This is a genomic window from Streptomyces sp. NPDC051684 (genome assembly GCF_044453445.1).
Classification (GTDB): domain Bacteria; phylum Actinomycetota; class Actinomycetes; order Streptomycetales; family Streptomycetaceae; genus Streptomyces.
The window spans coordinates 59683-76607 of the sequence record NZ_JBITCS010000004.1 but is presented as its reverse complement, the minus strand read 5'-3'; the positions used below and the strand labels follow the sequence as shown (position 1 = coordinate 76607).

The window sequence follows — 16925 nt, the reverse complement described above, 5'->3', positions numbered from 1 at the left end:
GCCGTGGGTACCAGTCGAAAACGTTCGCTGGACCGATTGTAGAAGAGGGCTGCACGCTGACCCTGTGAATGAGAATCCTGACATCCCCCGTGACCCGCTGCCGTGGACCGCCCGGCCCGGCGCCCGTGCCTGGCGCTGCGCCCCCGTACCCGCCGACGTACGCGCATTCCACACCGCGCTGCCCGACTACGTGCCGACACCGCTGACGGAACTCCCGGAACTGGCACAGGAGATGGGCGTCGGACGGGTCCTCGTCAAGGACGAGTCCAGCCGCCTGGGGCTGCCCGCCTTCAAGGCGCTCGGCGCGTCCTGGGCCGTCCACCGCGCCCTCGCCGGAGCGCGCGGCCCGGTCACCCTCGTGACCGCCACGGACGGCAACCACGGCCGGGCCGTCGCCCGCACGGCCCGGCTGCTCGGACACCACGCCCAGGTGGTCGTTCCGCGGGGCGTGCACCCGGAGGCCGTGGCGGCCATCGCCGCGGAAGGCGCGGAGGTCACCGAGGTGCCGGGCACGTACGACGAGGCGGTGCGCCGGGCCGCGGAGGTGGCCGAGGCACCCGGCGCGGTCCTGGTCCAGGACACCGCGTGGCCCGGCTACGAGCGGATCCCGGGGTGGATCGTCGAGGGCTACTCCACGCTCTGCGCCGAAGTGGACGAGCAACTGGGCGCCCGGGAACCGGACCTCGTCGTGGTGCCCGTGGGCGTCGGATCGCTGGCCCAGGCCGTGGTCACCCACTACCGCAGCCGGCCCTCGGGGCACGCGCCCGCGCTGCTCGCCGTCGAGCCGGAGTCCGCGGCCTGCGTCTTCGAAAGCCTCACCCGCGGCGAACCCACCAGCGTCACCACGGCCGACACCAGCATGGCCGGCCTCAACTGCGGCACGCTCTCCACGCTCGCCTGGCCGTACCTGGAGGCGGGCCTCGACGCGGCGGTCGCGGTCCGTGACACCGACAGCGCCCGCGCGGTCACCCGCCTCGCGAACCTCGGTGTCTCCTCGGGACCCTGCGGCGCCGCGCCACTGGCCGGCCTGCGCGCGGCACTCACCGGCCCCGGCGCCGCCGAACGGCGCGCGGCGCTGGGGCTCGGTCCCGCGTCGGTCGTCGTCCTGCTGAGCACGGAGGGCAGCACCGCGAACCCGCACCCCGCCTCCGGCGACGCGGAATGCTGACCCACCTGCTCGCCGCGATCGGTGTCCTCGGCCTGCTGACCGGTGTTCGCCGCGTCCGGCACCGCCTACCTGGTCGTGAAGCTGCTCGGCGCCGGGTATCTGCTGTTCCTCGGCGGCCAGGCGCTGTGGCAGCACCGCCCCGCCGCGCGCCTCGCCCCGACGACGGCCCGGCCCAGCGGCGCGGGACACCCGTGGCGGACCGGGCTCGGGTGCAATCCGCTCAACCCGAAGATCGCCGTATCGTACACGGGACTGCTCCCCACGCTGGCACCGCCGGAACTCTCCCGGGCCACGGACATGACCGTCCTCGTGCTGTGCCGCGCCGCGCTGACCGTCGCCTGGCTCGCCGGGTACGCGCTGCTGCTTTCGCGGGCCGGGCCGGTGTTCCAGCGGCCGCGGGTGCGCCGTGCGATCGGGCGGACCACGGGCGTCGTGTTGATCGGCTTCGGCCTCGCGGTCGCGACCGGAACCGGGTGACCCCTCGTGTACCGGGTGACCCCTCATGAACCGCACAGGCCGAGAAGACGTACGTTGCAAGGGACGGGCATGCGCCTCCAGGGACGTACGCACGTCTTGCGACACACCGGACTTGAGTCACCACGTAAGGACACACGAGTCATGAGCACCACTCCCGAGGTCACCCTCAACAACGGCGTCACCATGCCGCAGCTCGGCTTCGGCGTCTTCCAGGTCCCCGACGACGAGGCGCACGCCGCGGTCACGAGCGCCCTGGACGCCGGATACCGCAGCATCGACACGGCGGCCCTGTACGAGAACGAGAAGGGCACCGGCCGCGCCATCGCCGACTACGGCCTGGCCCGCGAGGACGTCTTCGTCACGACCAAGCTGTGGAACACCGAACAGGGCCGGGACTCCGCGCTGCGCGCCTTCGACGCCTCCCTCGACCGGCTCGGCATGGACTACGTCGACCTGTACCTGATCCACTGGCCCGTGCCGTCGCGCGACAAGTACGTCGAGACGTGGCAGGCGTTCGAGGAGATCCTCGCCAGTGGCCGGGCCCGCGCCATCGGGGTGTCCAACTTCCTGCCCGAGCACCTCGACCGGCTCGCCGCCGAGACCTCCGTCGTCCCGGCCCTCAACCAGATCGAGCTGCACCCGCGCCTTCAGCAGAGCGAGCTGCGCGCGTACGACGCGCAGCACGGCATCGCCACGGAGGCCTGGTCCCCGCTGGGCCGCGGCAACGGCGTCCTGGACGACGAGATCGTCACCGCGCTCGCCCACAAGCACGACCGCAGCCCCGCGCAGATCGTGCTGCGCTGGCACCTCCAGCTCGGCAACGTCGTCATCCCGAAGTCGGTGACCCCGTCCCGCATCCGCGAGAACATCGCCGTCTTCGACTTCGAGCTGGCCGCGGACGACATGGCCGCGCTCGCCGGCCTGGAGACCGGCGAGCGCGTGGGTCCGGACCCGGCCGTGCTCGGGTCCTGAGGGGACCGGGACCGGAGGGGCGGCTCACTGGCCGAGCGGCCGCCCCTCCCACAGCTCCAGCTCCCAGCCCTGCTCCGGCGAGCCGGTGAGGGTGACGATGCCCGTGTTGGGCAGCGGGCGGGCGGCGACGAAGGCGACGTCGACGTTGCCCGCCCGCGCGGCCGCCCACGTACGGATCACGGCGCCGTGGCTGACCATGGCCACGGTGTCCGCGCCGGTCCCGGCCGCCTCGGAGACCACGGAATCGAAGCGGCCGAGCGTCTCCTCGCCGGTCTCACCGCCGGGCATCCGGATCGCGGTGTCACCGGAGGACCAGGAGAACGCGGTGTTGAGGTACTTCTGCGCGGACTCGTCGTCGCCGCGCATCTCCAGGTCACCGGCCGCGATCTCCCGGATCCCGTCGCGGATCACGACGTCGAGGCCGGTCGACCGGGACAGGGGCTCGGCCGTGAGCTGCGTGCGGACGAGGGTGGAGGCGTAGAGGGCGTCGATCCGCTCGTCGGCCAGCGTCCGTGGCAGCGCCGCCGCCTGCTCCAGGCCGAGCGGCGTCAGGCCGGGGCCCGGCGCCGCGGAGTCCAGGAGGCGCTTCAGGTTGGACGGGGTCTGACCGTGACGTATGAGCAGCAGACGCATGCGGGGGGAACCTCCACGAGACGAACGGAACGCTTGCGTCCACTGTGACATCCGCGGCGGAGATCGGTGGTCAGGGCAGCTTTTTCAGCAGCTCGGCCGCGAGCGGGGCGGCGGAGGCCGGGTTCTGTCCCGTGACCAGATTGCGGTCGACGACCACGTGCGGCGCCCACGGCTCACCGACCTGAACGTTCACGCCCGCCTCGGTGAGCCGGTCCTGGAGCAGCCAGCGCGCCTTGTCGGCGAAGCCGGCCTGGGCCTCCTCTACGTTGGTGAACGCGGCGACGTCGTAGCCCGCGAAGGCGTTGGTGCCGTCGTCCTTCGTGGCGGCGAGCAGCGCGGCGGGCGCGTGGCAGACGACGCCGAGCGGCTTGCCGGAGTCCAGGGCGCGGGTGAGAAGCCTGCCGGAGTCGGCGTCCGCCGAGAGGTCCTCCATCGGGCCGTGACCGCCGGGGTAGAAGACGGCGGCGTAGTCGTCCAGGTTCACCTCCTCCAGCTTGATGGGGGAGCGCAGCTCGTCGTTCGAGGACACGGCCGCGGCCATCCGGGCGGCGTTCTCCTGCCCGTCGTTGAACTCGGGCGCGAGGCTGCCCGCGTCGACGGTGGGGACCACGCCGCCCGGCGTCGCCACGACGATCTCGTGCCCCGCCGCCTTGAACGCGTCGTACGGGGCGATGGCCTCCTCGGCCCAGAAGCCCGTGGGGTGGTGGGAGCCGTCGGCCAGCGTCCAGTGGTCGGCGCCGGTCAGCACGAAAAGGATCTTCGACATGGGGTGCTCATCTCCGCGGAAACGTCGGTCCGGTGATGTCTTGACGTCTACGAAGGTAGGGCCGGGAGCCGCCGCCGACCAACGGTGGGCTACCGTGCCCGCGTGGCAGAGCGGATCCAGTCGGTGGAGCGGGCGGCACTCGTCCTTCGGCTGCTCGCGTCCGGGCCCCGGCCGTTCGGGGTGAGTGAACTGGCCCGCGCGATGGGGCTGCCGAAGGAGTCCCTGCACGGCATCCTCGGCACGCTGGTCGCGGCGGGCCTGGTGGCACAGGACCCGGCCACCGGCAAGTACCGGATCGGCGCCTCGCTGCTCCACCTGAGCAACGGCGACCTCGACACCAACGAACTGCGCGCCCGCTCCCTGCACAGCGCCGACACCCTCGCCGCACGCAGCGGCGAATCGGTCTGGATCGCCACGCCGCACGAGCGCGGCGCCCTCGTCGTCCACCACGTCTTCCGCCCCGACGACAGCACCCAAGTCCTGCGCATGGGCGCCCACTTGCCGCTCCACGCCTCGGCCGTGGGCAAGACCCTGCTCGCCTTCGACCACGATCTGGACGTCCCCGCGGAACTGCCGGCCTTCACGGACCGCAGCCTCACCGAACGGGCCGCCCTGGCCGCCGAGTTGTACGAGATACGCCGCAGAGGCTGGGCCGCGGCCGTCGACGAGCACGCGGACGGCAGGGCCGCGATCGGCGCCCCGCTCCGCGACACCTCGGGCCGCACCGTCGGTGCCATCAGCATCGCGGGCCCCACCCACCGCCTGACCGAGGCCGGACGCGCGCGGGCGGACCTCGCGGCCCAGGTCACGGACGCGGCGGGGGAGATCGGCAGAGCGCTGGCGCGCTGACCCGGCGAGGGCCCCACCGTCGGTGTGAGCGAAAGTTCCCCGCTCCGTCGTACAACCTTCAAACGATCTTGGCGGTCATGTGTCCGAGAACCCCGTGTCGCTTCCGGCCCGGGGGCTCGGTACCGAAAAGAGGTTCACATGCGTTCCGTCGCCGCCCGTCGTGCGGTCCTGGCCGTAGCCGCCGCCACCTGCACCCTCGTGGTCACCGCCTGTGGCGCCGGGCAGGAGGGCGGTGCGAAGGCGGAGGCGAAGGGGAGTGCCTCGCCGGCCCCCGTGAAGGCGCTCACGGCCGCCCAGTTGGAGAAGCGCGTGCTCGTCCAGGGGGACGTGCAGGGCCAGAAGATCACCGAGCCGGGCGAGAAGGAGATCTTCGCGCCCGGAAGCGTCTCCGTCGGCAAGGCCGCCTGCGACCCCGTGGGTCAGGTCCTCTCCTCGCTGCCCGCGGCCGAACCCGCGGCGAGCGTGCAGCGGCTCGCCGTGCACGAGTCCGCGAAGGCCAAGAAGGGCATGCCGTCGATGGACGAGCTCGCGAACATGACCGAGAAGGAGGCCAAGGAAGCGACGCTCGACTCGCTCGACGTCACCAAGACCACGGCCTCCCTCTGGTCCTACGAAGGGGACGGCGCGCAGCGCGCCCTCGACGCGCTGCGCGCGGCCGGCAAGAAGTGCGCCGCGGGCTTCTCCATGACGGCGGACGGAGAGAAGCAGCAGGTCACGCGAGTGGCGAGCGAGAAGCTCGCGGTCGGTGACGACGCCGTCGCCTGGACCGTCGGGACGAAGCAGGACGGCACACCGGCCGACACCAAGGTCGCCGTCGTCCGCGTCGGTGGCACGCTCGCCGGGTTCTCGTCGTTCAACATCGCTGCGGTCACCCGCGGCGAGTCCTACGAGCAGCCCGCCGATGTCATCGAGAAGCAGACGGCCAAACTGGGCTGACCGCCCGAACGGCGCCCCGGTCCGGGGCGCCGTCCCGAGCGGGCCGACGGCCGCGCTTTACAGGTCGCCGTACTCGCCGACCCGCTTGCCCGCGACCCACGTCTGGAGGACCTTCGTCTGCCACACCGCGCGGCCGGACGGCAGGGCGAACGGGTCGGTGTCGGTGAGGACGAAGTCGGCCCATTTGCCCGGCTCCAGGGTGCCGAGGACGTGCTCCTGGTGTGCGGCGTGGGCGGGCTCCAGTGTGAAGGAGCGGAGCGCCTCCACCGGCGTCATGGCCTGCTCCGGGTGCCAGCCGCCTGCCGGCTTGCCGTCCCGGTCCGTGCGGGTGACGGCGGCGTGCAGACCGTCGAAGGAGTTCTCGGACGACACGGGGAAGTCCGAACCGGACGGCAGGTGCGTGCCCTGGTCGATCAACGTGCGCCAGGCGTACGCGCCCTTGATGCGCTCGGCCCCGATCCGGTCCTCAGCCATGTTCATGTCGTCGGTGGCGTGCACCGGCTGCATCGAGGCGATGATGCCGAGCCTGCGCAGCCGCGGAATGTCCTCGGGCGAGAGCACCTGTACGTGCTCGATCCGGTGCCGCATCCCGGCGTCGCCGACGCGCCGGAACGTCTGCTCGTACGCGTCCAGGACGACGCGGTTGCCGCGGTCGCCGATGGCGTGCACCGCCGACTGGTAGCCGCCGCGCACCACTTGCTCCACGCGCCGCTGAAGTTCCTCCGGCTCCACCTGGAGCAGCCCGCTGGTGTCCGGGTCGTCGGCGTACGGTGCGAGGAGCGCGGCGCCGTGGCTGCCGAGCGCGCCGTCGATGTACTGCTTCACGGTGCGGATGCGGACCATGTCGTCGGCGTAGGAGTCGGTGCGGGCATCCGCTCCGATGTCGGTGAACGCCTTGTAGGAGAGGAAGGCGTTCACGCGGACCGTCAGCGCGCCCTCGTCCGCGAGCTGCCGCAGCACGACGACGCCGCTCGCGTCCGTGCCCGCCTCCGACACGGACGTCATGCCCACGCTGCCGAGCTGCTTCTGCGCGGCGCGCGCACGGGCGCGTACGTCGTCGAGCGTGGGCTCGGGGAGCTTGTCCTCCACCAGCGACTGCGCCGCGTCGATGAGGACTCCGGTCGGATTGCCGGCGGCGTCGCGCACGATCCGGCCGCCGTCGGGGTCGGGGGTGTCCGCGGTGACGCCCACGGCCTTCAGTGCCGCCGTGTTGGCGACACCCGCGTGGCCGTCCACCCGGCCGAGCCACACCGGCCGGTCGTCGACGACCGCGTCGAGGTCGGCGGCGTTGGGCAGCCGTCCGAGCCCCCACACGACCTCGTTCCAGCCGCGGCCGAGGATCCACGCGTCGTCGGGGTGCGCGGTGTCGTACGCGGCGAGCCGGTCCATCGCCTCCTTCAGGGAACGGGTCCCGACGAGGTTCAGCTCGACGGCGAGGGCGCCGAGCCCCCACAAGTGCCCGTGCGCGTCGTGCAGTCCGGGCAGCAGTACCCGGCCGCGGCCGTCGAGCCGGCGTATGCCCTTCGGCGCCGCGCCGACGTCGAGCGCGGCGACACGCCCCTCGGGGGTGAGCAGCATCCGGGAGAATCTGCGCAGCTTGCCGCGCGAGAGCGTGCAGCCACGTACGTTGTCGACCAGCAACGGCCCCGCACTCCCGGGCTTCGCCGGCCGGGAAGCGGCGGCGGCCGACCCGGCGAACGCCCCGGACACGGCCGCCGCGGCGGCCCCCGCGCCCGCCAGCTGCAGGAATTGCGCGCGGCTCATGCGCGGCGTACGGGGCGTGGGGCAGCAGGACTCACACATTCGACGTCTCCCTGCAACAAGGTGTGCGGCCAGTGGAGTTGGCCTCAAGATGATCGAATCGAATCACTGACCGAAGCTAAGCAGTCACTGCCTGGTGGTCAAGATCCCCTACGCTCCCGATTGGACGGCCCTTGCGCGAACAGGAGCAGCACATGAAGTTCCGGACCTACGTCGAACCCCCGGAGCCGATGCACGGCTTGGAGGTGCCCGCGGAGCTCGTGGACGGACTCGGCGGCGGCAAGCGGCCGCCCGTGGTCATCACGATCAACGGACACACCTGGCGCAGCCGCGTCGCCATCATGCGCGGCCGCTGCCTGCTCGGCCTGAGCAAGGCCAACCGGGAGGCCGCGGGCATCGAGACGGGCGAGGAGGTCGAGGTCGACCTGCGGCTCGACACCGAGCCCCGCACCGTGACCGAACCCGAGGACTTCGCCCGCGCCCTCGACGCGGATCCGGCCGCCCGCGCCGCCTACGACGCCCTCTCCCACAGCCGGAAGCGGCAGCACGTCCTCGCCGTCGAGTCGGCGAAGAAGCCCGAGACGCGGGCGCGACGCATCGAGAAGGCGCTGGAGTCGCTGCGGACGGAGTAGGAGGAAGCGGGCGCCCCGTGGCGATGCTCACCACGGCCTGATCGGGCGCACCCCGACGCGTCGGCCGTCCTCGTCCAGCAGGTGGCCCATGCGCTTGACCGTGTGCAGGCCCACGATCCGGTCGGTGAACTCCAGGGTCGGCAGGCGCGCGCCCAGGGCGGTCTCGCGGCGCTGGATGTCACCGAGGTCCCGCACCCACAGGGTGGCGAAGATATTGGTCCGGCCGGTGACCGCGGCGACGAGACGGCACTCGGGCAGCGCGGCGAGCGCGCGGTGGACGGCGGCGATGTCACGGGCCGGGACGCGGCCGAGCAGCGAGACCGGCAGCGGACGGCCCGCGAGCGCGTTCGCCATGTCGCAGCGCAGGGTGAGCACACCCGAGTCGGTGAGCCGGTGCAGGCGGCGGCGGACGGTGGCGGGGCTGGTTCCGGTGTGTTCGGCGAGCGCCGCGAGGCCGAGGCGGCCGTCGCCGACCAGGGAGTCGAGCAACCCCCGGTCCACCGCGTCGAGTTCGACGCTCACCGCCGGCTCCGGCGGGCGCGCGCCCGCCCGGCCCAGGGCACTGAGCTGCGCCGGATCCAGCGAACGGAGCCGCCAGCGGCTGCCCTCCACGTAGAGGGACGTGGCGAAGAGACAGTCGACCGCGGTGACACCCGGCAGCGGTTCGAGGTGTGTCGTCACGAACCGGGTGAGGGCGGGCAGGTCGGGGGCGAGGACGTCGATGAGCAGATCGGCGCTGCCGGGCCCGGTCAGCTCGATGGTCACGGCCTCGGGCCGCTCGCACAGCTCCTCGGCGATACGCGCGCGGGTGCCGGGCCGGCAGCGCACCAGCACGAACGCCGTGCAGCGCGTGCGCGAGAACTCCCGCCCCGGCGCCGCGTACACCCACGCGAGCCCCTCTTCGGTCAGCCGCTCCCAGCGACGGGCGAGGGTGCTCGCGGTGACACCCAGCGGCGGTGCGAGCTCGGTCCAGGAGGCGCGGGGGCGCAGCTGAAGGGCGTTGACGAGTGCCAGATCCAGCTCGCTCACCGTGACTGTTTCTCGCATCGGGCGGCCTTTCCCTGCTCGTTTCCGACGAATCCGCGGACCCGTGCGACCGCAGCCCGCACAGTAGCCACCGCATTCGATTCCGGCCAGAAGGGACGTCCTCAGTGGGCGCAGACGTGGGCACAGGTGGATCGGCGGTCGGTACCGGCCGCGGCATGCTCGGTGCGATGGCGGTGGTCGTCGTGTTCAGCGGCGTCGTCCAGGGCTATCTCACCCCGCTGCTCCCCGAGCTGGGGCAGCGGCTCGGCATCGGGGGAGTGGCCCAGAACAATCTCTATCTGCTGTCGCAGTGCGCGTTCGCCGTGCTCACACCACTGCTCTCGCGCCTCGGCGACCTCTACGGCCACCGCCGCCTGCTGCGGGTGGCCCTCACGATGGTCGCGGCCGGGTCGCTGCTGATGGCGATGTGGCCGACGGTGGTGACACTCGCCGTCGGGATGGTCCTCCAGGGCGCGGTGGTCGGGTTCTTCCCGCTGCTCGCCGGAATCCTGCGGTCCCGCGCCCCCGAACGCGGTCGCACTGGGATGTCGCTGCTCGTCGGCGCCCTGCTGATCGCCATCGGCGTCGGCGGCCTCGTGGCCGGCGCCCTCAGCGAGCGGCACGCCGAGGCCGGGCTGTGGGCGGCGGTACCGGTGGCGGTGCTCGCCCTGGCCGCGGGCCTCGTACTGCCGGACAGCGACGGGGAGTTCGGCGGCCGGTTCCACTACGGGGCGGCGGCGCTGCTGACCGTCGGACTCGTGGCGCTGGTCCTGGTGCTCGCGCAGGGCGGCACGTGGGGGTGGGCCTCGGCCCGCTCCCTGGGCACGGGAGCCCTCGCGGTGGCGGCGTTCGTCGCCTGGGTGACGGTGGAGCGCCGCGCGGCCCAGCCGCTGGTGAGCGTCCGCATGCTGCGCGACCGGCGGCTCGCGGCGGTCAGCGCGCACACGTTCTGCGCGGCCTTCGGGTGCATCGGCTTCCTCGGCGCCAACGCCCTGTTCCTCGGCGCCGACCCCGACGCCGTCGGCTACGGCATGGGACTCGGCCCGCAGTCCATCGCGACGGTGTCCCTGGCCATGGTCGTGCTGGGCTTCGCCGGCTCCACGGCCACGCCGCGCCTCGCCCGCCGCATCGGCGACCGCGCCGTCCTGGCCACCGGCGGCGCCCTCATCGGACTCGGTTTCCTCGGCATGATCCTCTTCCACGCCACACTCCCGCAGTACGTCGCCTCGGCGCTGGTCGTCGGCCTCGCCACCGGCGTCTTCGAATCGATCACGCGGACGCTGTCGGCGGAGATCGTGCCCGAGCGGCAGACCGCGCTGGCCGTCGGCATCAACGAACTCGCGCTGTCCCTGGGCGCGGCGATCGGCGCCGCCGTGCTCGGCGCGCTCTTCTCGGCACACCAGCTCGGCGGCCACATCGCGCTCTCCGGGTTCGTGTGGGGCTGGGGCACGTGTGCCGTCGTCGCACTCCTCGGAGGGGGACTCGCGCTGCTGTACGGGGGCGGGGGTGCGGGTGCGGGCAAGGGAGGGGCCGCGGCCGACATCGACGTACACACCGACGCGAAGGAGAGTCTCGCGTGACGACCTCGAAATCCCTGCACGACTCCGGCTCCTTGTACGACTCCGGCTCCTTGTACGACTCCGGCTCCTTGTACGACGCCGGCTCCCCGCACGGCTCTGGCTCCCTGCACGACCCGGGCGCCCTGCACGACGCGGTGACGCTGGCCGTCCGCACCTGGCGCGAGCGCCTCGTCGCGCTCAGCCACGGCCTGCACGCCGAACCCGAGACCGCCCTCCAGGAACACCGCTCGGCCGCGAAGATCGCAGAGCTTCTCGAGGCGGCCGGTTTCACGGTGTCCCGCCCCCTCGACTCGCTGCCCACCGCACTCGACGCGACCTACGGCAGCGGCGAGTTGGTGCTCGCCTTCTGCGCCGAGTACGACGCGCTGCCCGGCATCGGCCACGCCTGCGGGCACAACGTGAACGGCGCGGCGGCGGTCGGCGCGGCGCTCGGCCTCGCGGCCGTCGCGGACCGGCTCGACGTCACCGTACGGCTCATCGGAACCCCCGCCGAGGAGGACATCGGCGGCAAGGTGCTGCTCATCGACGCGGGCGTCTTCGACAACGTGGCGGCGGCGCTGATGGCGCACGCCGCCCAGGAAGACTCCGTCGGCGCCTCCTCCCTCGCGATCGGCGCCTGGGACATCACCTACCGGGGCCGCCCGGCCCACGCGGCCCTCGCGCCCTGGGAAGGTGTCAACGCGCTCGACGCGCTGACCGTCGCCCAGACCGCGATCGGCGTGCTGCGCCAGCAACTGCCGCCGGGCTCCCTGGTCCACGGCATCGTCACCGACGGGGGCCGGGCCCCGAACGTCATCCCCGACACCGCCCGCGCACGCTACGAGGTGCGCGCCCCCACGGTCGAACAGCTCACGGCGGTCCAGCGCCGGGTCCGCGCCTGCTTCGAGGCGGGCGCCCTCGCCACCGGCGCCGAGCTCGAACTCGTCCCGCACGGGCGGGACTTCGCGGACCTGCGTCAGGACCCGTTCCTGACCGAGGCCTACGCGGCCGCCGCCCGCTCCCTCGGCCGCACCCCGCTGTCCCGGCACGGAGACACCACCGCGTCGACCGACATGGGCAACGTCTCCCGCCTCCTGCCCGCGATCCACCCCACCATCGGCTACGACACCGCGGGCGCGAGCCAGCACACCGTCGAGTTCGCGGCACACGGCACCACCCCCGGCGCGGACCGCGCCGTCACCGACGCCGCGGCGTCGCTCGCCCTGGCCGCGGCGGCCGCGGCGACGGACGACGAACAGCGGAGCCGGCTCCTTGCCGGTGTCGAACGGCGCAGGACCCAGCGCGGGCCCTCTGACCGGCCCATCTCTTTCTCGGCGACTCCCTCGGGGCCCCCTTCGCGGGCCGGGTTCTGACGCCTCGCGCGCGCTGCCGCCGCGCCCCCTGCCACGACGCCCCGCGTCGACGCATCCGTAGCGACCCATCAGAGTGACGCGTCGTCAATCCCACCTGTGCGCACGGCTGTTCCTCTCGCCCGCAGGCGGATTTCGCCGCTTTCGAAAGGCCCACCCCATGCCCGTGGAATTCCTCGGCATCGCCGCCACCAACGACGGCTCTGCGACGCCTGTCCGAGTCCCCCGCCTTCGCGCCCCACCTCGCGCGCTACTCCTTGGCGCTCGCCTGACGCGAGTTGAACTCCTCGACGTTCTTCTTCTGTTCCTCGTAGCTGTCGGTGAACCGGGTGTCCCCGGGCCCGACCGTCACGAAGTACAGCCAGTCGCCCTTGGGCGGCGCGATCGCCGCGTCGATGGCGTCCTCGCCCGGATTCCCGATCGGTGTGGGCGGCAGGCCCTTGTGCTCGTACGTGTTGTACGGGCTGTCCGTCCTCGTGTCCGCGTGGCTGGTGTCGAGCGTCGAGCGGTTCAGGGCGTAGTTGATGGTGGAGTCCATCTGGAGCGGCATGCCCTGGTCGAGCCGGTTGTAGATGACCCGGGCGACCTTGCCCATGTCCTCGTGGGTGTCGGCCTCCGCCTGCACGATGCTGGCGATCACGACCGTCTCGTACACGGAGACCCCGTTGGCGTCCGCGCCCTTGGTGATGTGGTCGGCCCTCAGCCGCTGGTCCGCCGTGTTGGTCATGTACGACAGGAGGGACGCCGGGGTGGTGTCCTTGTCCACGGGGTACGTGGCCGGGAACAGATAGCCCTCGGGGTTGCCGTTCGCGTCGCCGGGCAGCGTGAGGTGCGCCTTCGACGCGGCCTTCTTCGTGGTTCCGGAGTCGACCGCGAGGGCCTTGTCCACGGCCTCGTACACCTGGCTCGCGCGGTATCCCTCGGGGACGACGAGCTTCTCGGACCTCCCGGTCTCCTTGCCGCCGAATACCACCACCAGCGGCACGACCACGGCGGCGACGACGGCGAGGGCCACGACGGCCAGCACGATCAGCTTGCCGCGCCGGCCGAGTCGGCGCTTCGTCTCTGTCTCATCCTCAGGCACAGGGGAACGCTAGCCGATCAAGCCCCTGCGGCGATTGAGCAGCGGGGTCAGGGGCAGCGCCCCGAGTCCGCGACCACGTCGCAGGGCACACCTCACCGCACCCGCAACGCAACCGCGAGGAGCGCCGCGTCCGCGGGTCGGCGCAGATCGCGCCCGGTCAGTTCGTGGAACCGGTTGAAGCGGTGCTGCACCGTGTTGCGGTGGCAGTACAGCGCGTCGGCCGTGTCCGCGATGGAGCCCGAGCCCGCCAGATGGACCCGCACCGTGTGCAGCAGCCGGTCCGCCTCGCCGCGCGTGACCCCTGGCCCGTGCAGCGCGCCCAGCACATCGGCCGCCAGGTCCCGGCCGAAGTCGCCCGCCCGGTGCGCGAGGACGTCGAGCCAGCTGTCCTCCAGGAGCCGCGGCGAGCACGTGTCGGCGGGCAGCACCTGCGCCGTCGCCACCGCGAGCACCGTGGCCCGCGGCACGGCGGCGAGCCCGGCCGCCTGCGGTGCCACCCCGCACGGCGAGTCGTGCAACTGGTCCAGGATGTACGGGCGGGTGGTACGGCTGCTGAGCTGCACCACCAGGACCGCGTCCCCGCCGACCATCTGCTGCTGCACCGCGGCCCCCGCCCCGCGCAGCGCGAGGCCCGCCCGGTGCAGCCCAGGGCCCGCCGCCGCGGACGACGCCGCGCACAGGAACCGGCCGTCGTCCGCGAACCCCAGGGCGCGGCCCGCGTCGCGTACGACGGTCGGATTGCGGCCCTCGGTCTCCAGGAGCCGGGCGAACCACATGCGCCGCTCGTCCTCCTCGCGGCGCCCCATCTCCAGGACCGTGCGCTGGTACGCCGTCATGATCCCGGTGACGTGCCGCTCGACCGCCTCCCACACGTGGTACGCCGAGCCCGCCAGATCGGCCATGTCCTCCGGCCGCGCCCGGTTCACGAGCGCCTGCCACACCACCCGGAAGTCGAGCCGCGCCGCCTCCAGGAGCGCGTCGAGCGGGACGCCCTGCCGGGCCCGGTCCTCGCCCACCCGCCGCGAGACGTCCGCGATGTGCGGCGGCACCGGCAGCCGCGCCACCGTGCGCAGCAGCAACTCGAAGGCCTGCCAGGCCGAATCGCGGAACTGGATGTCCGGCACCTGGGTCTCGTACGAGGTGCGCACCGGGCCGACCATCTCCAGCCAGTCCCCGATCAGGTCGTCCACATTGTCCAGACACTGCCCGGCGAGTTCCGCGATGCGCGGCGAGGTCGGGGGCAGTCCGGGGCGGCCCCCGCCTTCGGAATTGTGCATGTGACCAATTCTCGGTGGTGCGAGGGCGATGTTTCAACGTTGGTTCCGTGCCCGGCGCCGAGGATCCTGGTGCGATCCCTGGGCGGAGCGTCCGGGGCCCGCCGACCAGGAGGGCCATCCGACCGTGCACTTGACCCCTCGTGAACAGGAACGGCTCCAGCTGTTCACCGTCGCCGAACTGGCGCGCAGGCGCCGCGCCCGCGGCCGCCGACTGAACGCGCCCGAGGCGATCGCCCTGATCTGCGACGAGATCCTGGAGGCCGCCTGGGACGGGCTGAGCCTCGACGAGGTGATCGAGACGGCGGGTCGGGTGCTCACCGTCGACGACGTGCTGGAGGGCGTCGCCGACATCGTGACGACCGTGCAGGTGGAGGCGCTGTTTCCGAGCGGCACCTCGCTGGTCGCCGTCGACCGGCCGATCGGGCCCGCCAGCGCCGAGGGACCGGGCGCCGTGCGCACCGCCGATGCGCCACCCGTCGAGATCAACGTCGGCCGCCCGCGTTCCATGCTCACCATCCGCAACACCGGCGACCGCGTCGTCTACATCTCCTCGCACTACCCGCTGCACGAGGCCAACCAGGCGCTGGAACTCGACCGCGACACCGCCCGCGGCCTGCGGCTCGACATCGCCGCCGGCACCGCCCTCGCCTTCGAACCCGGCGAGAAGCGAGAAGTCGTCGTCATCCCCGCCGCCCACAAGGCCCGTACGACCCAGGAGCGCGCATGACCAGCGTCGACCGCCGCACGTACCACGCCCTGTACGGGCCCACCACCGGCGACCGGATCCGGCTCGGCGACACCTGCCTGTGGGTGGAGGTCGAGGCCGACGACGGCACCCCGGGCGACGAACTCCTCGGCGGCTGCGGCAAGACGGTCCGCGACGGACTGCTCGCCTCGCCGCGCTCCGACCGCGACTCGGCCCTCGACATGGTGGTCGCCGGTGTCGTCCTGATGGACCCGGTGCTCGGTGTGCGCAAGACCGACATCGGCATCAAGGACGGCCGCATCGTCTCCGTCGGCGGCGTCGGCAACCCGGACGTGATGGACGTCGAGTTCGCCATCGACTCGCACACCTCCGTGGTGCCGGGGGAGGGGCTCATCGCGACGCCCGGCGTCGTCGACAGCCATGTCCACCTGTCCTCGCCCGAGGTGGCGCCCGCCGCGCTGTCCGCCGGAGTCACCACACTCGTCGGGATGGGGCTCGGCGGCGTGTGGGAGATCGGCTGCAACCCGACCCACAATCTGCACACGCTGATGAGCGCCTGGCAGGACACCCCGCTCAACATCGCCTTCCTGGCGCGGGGTTCGTCCAGTTCGCGGGCACTGCTCGACGAGATCACCCTCGCCGGGGCCGGCGGCTTCAAGATCCACGAGGACTTCGGGGCGACCCCGCGCATCATCGACACCTGCCTGGACACCGCCGAACAGGCCGACCTCCCGGTCGCGCTGCACACCGACTCCATGAATGAGTCGGGGTACTTGCGCGACACCCTCGGCGCCACTCGGGGCCGCACCGTGCACGCGTACCACGTGGAGGGCGGCGGCGGTCACCCCGACCTCCTGGAGATCCTCTCCGAGCCGAACATCCTGCCCTCGTCGACGACGCCCACCGTGCCGTACACCCCGAACACGGTCGGCGAGCTGTTCCCGATGACGATGACCGTGCACCGGCAGAACCATGCCTCCGCGAGCGATGTCGCCATCTCCAAGGGCCGGATCCGCGAGCACGCCATCGCCGCCGAGAACGCCCTGCACGACCTCGGCGCCATCTCCATCGTCAACTCCGACTCCATGGGCATGGGCCGGATCGCGGAGACCGTGCGCAGGACGTGGCAGCTCGCCCACGTCCAGGCGCTCGCGAACGGCGGCGGGGGAGTGGAACACCCCGACAACACAAGGGCGTTGCGCTACCTCGCGAAGATCACCCTCAATCCGGCGCTTGCCCACGGCCTCTCCCACGAGGTGGGCACCGTGCAGGCAGGAAGGATGGCCGACCTGGTGCTGTGGGACCCCAAGTGGTTCGGCAGCAAGCCGGAACTGGTCATCAAGGGCGGGTTCGTGGCGTGGGGCAACACGGGCTCGGGCTCCGGCTCCACCCGGCTGACCCAACCCCGTTCCTACAAGCCCTACTTCGGGTCCCTTGGCGCCGCGCCCGCCCGGCTCGCCAAGGTCTTCGTCGCCGAGGCCGCGCTCAACGACCGCGCCGCTCGGGCCGCACTGCCGAGTGGCCTGACGTACGCCCCGATCCGCGACAGCCGCGGTCTGACCCGCTCCGACATGCTGCACAACACGGCGACGCCCCGGGTGGTGGTGCCGCGCGAGCCCGCGCCCGTCCTCGTCGACGGGGTCGAGACCGGGACACCGGCCGCCACCGAGCTGCCGCTCGCGCAGCTGCACCACTTCGCCTGAGGGGGG

At 72.6% G+C, this 16925-nt stretch carries 16 protein-coding genes; 10 read left to right on the top strand and 6 right to left on the bottom strand.

All coding sequences use genetic code 11. The features are described 5' to 3' along the window. Positions 1-64: 64 nt before the first annotated feature. The 3 genes from ACIA8D_RS06320 to ACIA8D_RS06310 all read left to right on the top strand — a co-directional run bounded on the left by ACIA8D_RS06320 (position 65) and on the right by ACIA8D_RS06310 (position 2617). Entirely contained in the window at positions 65-1168 is a 1104-nt protein-coding gene (locus ACIA8D_RS06320; protein WP_399229216.1) for a pyridoxal-phosphate dependent enzyme, read from the top strand. Between the two features lie 42 nt (positions 1169-1210). After that, entirely contained in the window at positions 1211-1645 is a 435-nt protein-coding gene (locus tag ACIA8D_RS06315; RefSeq protein ID WP_399229214.1) for a LysE family translocator, read from the top strand. 141 nt (positions 1646-1786) lie between these two features. Further along, complete coding sequence (locus tag ACIA8D_RS06310) at positions 1787-2617, top strand: aldo/keto reductase (RefSeq protein WP_399229213.1); 831 nt, start codon at positions 1787-1789, stop codon at positions 2615-2617. A 24-nt stretch (positions 2618-2641) separates the two neighbouring features. Here the strand turns inward: ACIA8D_RS06310 and ACIA8D_RS06305 are convergent, their stop codons facing one another. Further along, positions 2642-3250, bottom strand: a complete 609-nt coding sequence (locus tag ACIA8D_RS06305; protein WP_399229212.1) for a histidine phosphatase family protein — start codon at positions 3248-3250, stop codon at positions 2642-2644. 70 nt (positions 3251-3320) lie between these two features. Further along, positions 3321-4016 carry a type 1 glutamine amidotransferase domain-containing protein gene (locus ACIA8D_RS06300; protein ID WP_399229210.1) on the bottom strand — a complete coding sequence of 232 codons (696 nt, stop codon included), beginning with the start codon at positions 4014-4016 and terminating at the stop codon, positions 3321-3323. Between the two features lie 102 nt (positions 4017-4118). Between ACIA8D_RS06300 and ACIA8D_RS06295 the strand changes: the two genes are divergently transcribed. Together ACIA8D_RS06295 and ACIA8D_RS06290 are read left to right on the top strand one after the other, a co-directional pair. Then, positions 4119-4865 carry an IclR family transcriptional regulator gene (locus ACIA8D_RS06295; RefSeq protein WP_399229208.1) on the top strand — a complete coding sequence of 249 codons (747 nt, stop codon included), beginning with the start codon at positions 4119-4121 and terminating at the stop codon, positions 4863-4865. A gap of 138 nt (positions 4866-5003) precedes the next feature. Next, a complete protein-coding gene (locus ACIA8D_RS06290) occupies positions 5004-5801 on the top strand; it encodes a hypothetical protein (protein WP_399229207.1) in 798 nt (265 codons plus the stop codon). A gap of 57 nt (positions 5802-5858) precedes the next feature. Here the strand turns inward: ACIA8D_RS06290 and ACIA8D_RS06285 are convergent, their stop codons facing one another. After that, positions 5859-7565 carry an amidohydrolase gene (locus ACIA8D_RS06285; RefSeq protein WP_399229206.1) on the bottom strand — a complete coding sequence of 569 codons (1707 nt, stop codon included), beginning with the start codon at positions 7563-7565 and terminating at the stop codon, positions 5859-5861. A gap of 191 nt (positions 7566-7756) precedes the next feature. Between ACIA8D_RS06285 and ACIA8D_RS06280 the strand changes: the two genes are divergently transcribed. After that, positions 7757-8194, top strand: a complete 438-nt coding sequence (locus ACIA8D_RS06280) for a YdeI/OmpD-associated family protein (RefSeq protein ID WP_399229204.1) — start codon at positions 7757-7759, stop codon at positions 8192-8194. 27 nt (positions 8195-8221) lie between these two features. On the opposite strand, the gene ACIA8D_RS06275 is transcribed toward ACIA8D_RS06280, so the two are convergent. Then, a complete protein-coding gene (locus ACIA8D_RS06275) occupies positions 8222-9241 on the bottom strand; it encodes an Lrp/AsnC family transcriptional regulator (protein WP_399229203.1) in 1020 nt (339 codons plus the stop codon). A 155-nt stretch (positions 9242-9396) separates the two neighbouring features. On the opposite strand from ACIA8D_RS06275, the gene ACIA8D_RS06270 reads away from it, so the two are divergent. Both ACIA8D_RS06270 and ACIA8D_RS06265 read left to right on the top strand, forming a co-directional pair. Further along, entirely contained in the window at positions 9397-10800 is a 1404-nt protein-coding gene (locus ACIA8D_RS06270) for an MFS transporter (protein ID WP_399229201.1), read from the top strand. After that, positions 10797-12152 carry an amidohydrolase gene (locus ACIA8D_RS06265; protein WP_399229200.1) on the top strand — a complete coding sequence of 452 codons (1356 nt, stop codon included), beginning with the start codon at positions 10797-10799 and terminating at the stop codon, positions 12150-12152. Before ACIA8D_RS06270 ends, ACIA8D_RS06265 begins: the two co-directional genes overlap by 4 nt. A 247-nt stretch (positions 12153-12399) precedes the next feature. Here the strand turns inward: ACIA8D_RS06265 and mltG are convergent, their stop codons facing one another. Beyond that, positions 12400-13233, bottom strand: coding sequence for an endolytic transglycosylase MltG (mltG, locus tag ACIA8D_RS06260; RefSeq protein ID WP_399229198.1), 834 nt, complete (start codon positions 13231-13233; stop codon positions 12400-12402). Positions 13234-13325: 92 nt separating this feature from the next. After that, positions 13326-14510 carry a PucR family transcriptional regulator gene (locus ACIA8D_RS06255; RefSeq protein ID WP_399229196.1) on the bottom strand — a complete coding sequence of 395 codons (1185 nt, stop codon included), beginning with the start codon at positions 14508-14510 and terminating at the stop codon, positions 13326-13328. 124 nt (positions 14511-14634) lie between these two features. Between ACIA8D_RS06255 and ureA the strand changes: the two genes are divergently transcribed. Next, a complete protein-coding gene (ureA, locus tag ACIA8D_RS06250; protein ID WP_399229195.1) occupies positions 14635-15237 on the top strand; it encodes an urease subunit gamma in 603 nt (200 codons plus the stop codon). After that, positions 15234-16919 (top strand): urease subunit alpha, encoded by a 1686-nt coding sequence (locus tag ACIA8D_RS06245; protein ID WP_399229193.1) that lies wholly within the window; start codon positions 15234-15236, stop codon positions 16917-16919. The genes ureA and ACIA8D_RS06245 overlap by 4 nt, the downstream gene beginning before the upstream one ends. Positions 16920-16925 lie beyond the last annotated feature (6 nt).